At 73.9% G+C, this 3469-nt stretch carries 5 protein-coding genes; all 5 read left to right on the forward strand.

Annotated features, from left to right (window positions below; genetic code table 11):
* Positions 1–123: 123 nt before the first annotated feature.
* On the forward strand, positions 124–888 hold the full coding sequence (locus tag AB0J52_RS32585; RefSeq protein ID WP_500186682.1) for a glucose 1-dehydrogenase: 765 nt from the start codon (positions 124–126) through the stop codon (positions 886–888).
* A 119-nt stretch (positions 889–1007) separates the two neighbouring features.
* Positions 1008–1241, forward strand: coding sequence for an RNA polymerase subunit sigma-70 (locus AB0J52_RS32590; protein ID WP_500186683.1), 234 nt, complete (start codon positions 1008–1010; stop codon positions 1239–1241).
* 89 nt (positions 1242–1330) lie between these two features.
* Positions 1331–1783: a Clp protease N-terminal domain-containing protein gene (locus tag AB0J52_RS32595; RefSeq protein ID WP_500186684.1), complete on the forward strand. Its 453-nt coding sequence runs from the start codon at positions 1331–1333 to the stop codon at positions 1781–1783.
* On the forward strand, positions 1780–2679 hold the full coding sequence (locus AB0J52_RS32600; RefSeq protein WP_500186685.1) for an ABC transporter ATP-binding protein: 900 nt from the start codon (positions 1780–1782) through the stop codon (positions 2677–2679). The genes AB0J52_RS32595 and AB0J52_RS32600 overlap by 4 nt, the downstream gene beginning before the upstream one ends.
* 20 nt (positions 2680–2699) lie before the next feature.
* The coding region (locus AB0J52_RS32605; RefSeq protein WP_500186686.1) for an ABC transporter permease at positions 2700–3469 on the forward strand (770 nt) is incomplete at its 3' end.

Here is a 3469-nt window from a genome sequence, read left to right on the forward strand (position 1 = left end):
GGGCCCGCCGCGCCGAACGGCGCCGGCGCCTCTCCGCGGGCCGCCCCCCCCCCCCCCCGCCGGGAACCGGGCCCCGGTTCCGGCCCGACCCCGCTGGAATCCCCCGCTGAAAAGGAGACACGCGTGAGCGGAAAACTCGCCGGCAAGGCCGTCCTCATCACCGGAGCGTCACAGGGCATCGGCGCGGCGACCGCGCGGACGTTCGCCGGGTACGGCGCGCGCGTCGTGATCGCCGACGTCCTGGAGGACGCCGGGCGGGAGACCGCCGAACTGATCAAGAAGGACGGCGGCGAGGCGCTGTTCGTCCGCGCCGACGTGACCGTGGGCGCCGAGGTCGAGGCCGCCGTGGCCGCGACGGTCGCCGCGTACGGCCGGCTGGACGCCGCGGTCAACAACGCCGGGATCGAGGAGCAGGGCTCGGCGCTGCACGAGGTCACCGAGGAGTCCTGGGACCGGCTGGTCGCGGTCAACCTCAAGGGCGTCTGGCTGTCGATGAAGTACGAGATCCGGCAGATGCTCGCGCAGGGCGGCGGCGTCATCGCGAACATGGCGTCGGTCGCGGGCCTGGTCGGCCTGCCGCTCGGCATCTCCGACTACTCGGCGACCAAGGGCGGCGTCGTCGCGATGACCCGCACCGCCGCGATCGAGTACGTCCGGCAGGGCATCCGGATCAACGCGGTGTGCCCGGGCGTCGTCCGCACCGCGCTGCTGGACGCCGCGATCCAGGGCGGCATGTTCAGCGAGGCCGAGGCGGCCGGGCTGCACCCGTCCGGCGTCCTGATGGACCCGGAGGACGTCGCCGAGACCTTCGCCTTCCTCTGCTCGGACGAGTCGAGGCACATCACCGGCCAGTCCCTCGCCGTGGACGCCGGCATGTCCGCCGGCTGACCCGCCGCGCCCGTCCCGAAGGCCCCTCGCGTCCCCGCCGCGAGGGGCCTTCGGCGTTCCCGCGCCCGGTTAAGCAACCTCGGTTGACAATCGCTCAATAAGCAACCTAGGTTGCTTCCATGGACGAGGGCGAGGAGGCCGCCGCGCGCGATCCGGGGGCGGAGCTGGCCGCCGTGGTGGCCATGCGGAAGCTGGCCGACCGGATGGAGGACGCGGCGGTCGAGAAGGCCATGCGGGCCGGGTGGAGCTGGTCGGACGTGGCGCAGGCGCTCGGGGTCACGCGGCAGGCCGTGCACAAGAAGCACGCCAAGCGGCTGATCGAGGCGGGGGTTCGGTTGCGGAGGAGACGGTGATGGGCCAGGCGCACAGGGGCCGCTCGCACAGAGGCCGCTCGTACAGAGGCCGCTCGCACAGAGGCCGCTCGGACAGGGGTCGCACGTATGTGGACTCGGTGCTGGTGCGCGCCGCCGAGGAGGCGCGGCGCAGGGGATCGCGGCTGACGGAGGCGGAGCATCTGTTGCTCGCGCTCACCGGCGAGGCGGAAGGGGACGCCCCCGACCTGCTCTCCTCGGCGGGGCTGGACCGGCGGGCCGTCGAGGACGCGCTGCGGCGCGAGTTCGAGGACGGCCTCGGGACGGTCGGCATCTCCCTCACCGACGACGAGGCGCTTCGGCCGCGCGAGGCCCGGCGGATGCCGTCCGATATCGGGGAGTCGGCCAGGCGGGTGCTCGAAGCGGGGATGGCGGGCGCGCGGAAGAAGGACCTGGGACCCGCGCACATCCTGCTGGGGCTGCTCGACCTCAAGGTCGGGACCGTGCCGAGGGCGCTCGCGCTCGCCGGAGTGGACGTCGAAGGGCTCCGGACGCGGGCGCGGGCGCTGGTGGACGCGACGTGAGCGGACGGGACGTGAGCGGACGGGACGTGAGCGGACGGGGCGACGTCGTCCTCGACGTCGAGGACCTGCGGATGCGGTACGGCGCCAAGGACGTGCTGCGCGGGGTGACCTTCCGGGCCCGGCGCGGCGAGGTGCTGGCGATGCTCGGGCCGAACGGCGCGGGGAAGACGACGACGATCGAGATCCTGGAGGGCTTCCGGGCGCGGTCGTCCGGGCGGGTCGAGGTGCTCGGCGCGGATCCGGCGCGCGGCGGCGAGCGGTGGCGGGCGCGGATCGGGATCGTCCTGCAGTCGTGGCGCGACCACGGGAAATGGCGGGTCGGGGAGCTGCTGGCGCACCTCGGGTCGTACTACCCGAGGCCGTGGGACGCGGCGGAGCTGATCGCGGCGGTCGGGCTGGCCGAGCACGCGGACCGCCGGGTGCGGACGCTGTCCGGCGGGCAGCGGCGGCGGCTGGACGTGGCGATCGGCATGGTCGGGCGTCCCGAGCTGCTGTTCCTGGACGAGCCGACCACCGGCTTCGACCCGGAGGCGCGCGCGGAGTTCCACGACCTCGTCCTCGGCCTGTCCCGGACGGACGGCACCGCGATCATGCTGACCACGCACGACCTGGCCGAGGCGGAGAAGCTGGCCGACCGGATCGTCGTCCTCGACGGCGGCCGGGTCGTCGCGGACGGCACGGCGGCCGGGCTCGCGGCGGAGATCACCGGCGCGGACGAGGTGGCCTGGACGCTCGATGGGCGGCGGCACGTCCGGTCCGTGCCGGACTCGACCCGGTTCGTCCGCGCGCTGTTCGAGGAGCACGGGGACGCGGTCGAGCGGCTGGCGGTCCGTCCGTCCTCGCTGGAGGACACCTACCTCGCGCTGGTGCGCCGGGCAGAGGGACGGCCGCAGTGAGGGCGGCACACGCGGGCGCAGTGAGGACGCTGCGTGCGGGCGCTGCCCGGGGACTGATCGAGCTGCGGCAGGCGTTCAGCGGTTCGGAGCTGGTCGCCCAGTTGCTCTGGCCGGTGCTGACGCTGGTCGCGGTCTTCTTCTACCGGGACCGCGAGTTCCGGCACACCGGGATCAGGCTGGGCGGACTGGTGCTGCCGGGCGTCCTCGGGATGTTCGTCGCGCTCGGGATGGTCCTGGTGATCCAGTACCTGACCGTCGAGCGGGAGGACGGCACGCTGCTGCGGGCGCGCGCCACGCCGCACGGCATCCGCGCGTACTTCATCGGGAAGCTGTTCACAACGTCCGGATGCGTGGTCGCGTACCTGGTGATCCTGCTGGTCCCGGGCGCGTTCATGGTGGACGGCCTGCGGCTCGGCTCGGCGTCGTGCTGGTTCACGCTGGCCTGGGTGCTGGCGCTCGGGCTGGTCGCGACGCAGTCGGTGGGCGCGGCGCTGGGCGCGCTGGTGTCGAGCCCGCGCGCCGCCGGGGTCATCACGCTGCCGGTGATGGCGGTCATCTCGATCTCCGGGGTGTTCTACCCCGTCACCGCGCTGCCCGGCTGGTTGCAGCAGGTCGCGCAGGTCTTCCCGGTCTACTGGCTGGGTCTCGGGATGCGTTCGGCGCTGCTCCCGGACGGCATGGCGGCGGTCGAGATCGACCAGTCGTGGCGGCACCTGGAGACGTTCGGTGTGCTCGGCGCGTGGGCCGTGGCCGGCCTGGTGCTCGCCCCGGTCGTCCTGCGCCGGATGGC

It is taken from the genome of Spirillospora sp. NPDC049652 (assembly GCF_040675125.1).
GTDB lineage: Bacteria > Actinomycetota > Actinomycetes > Streptosporangiales > Streptosporangiaceae > Spirillospora.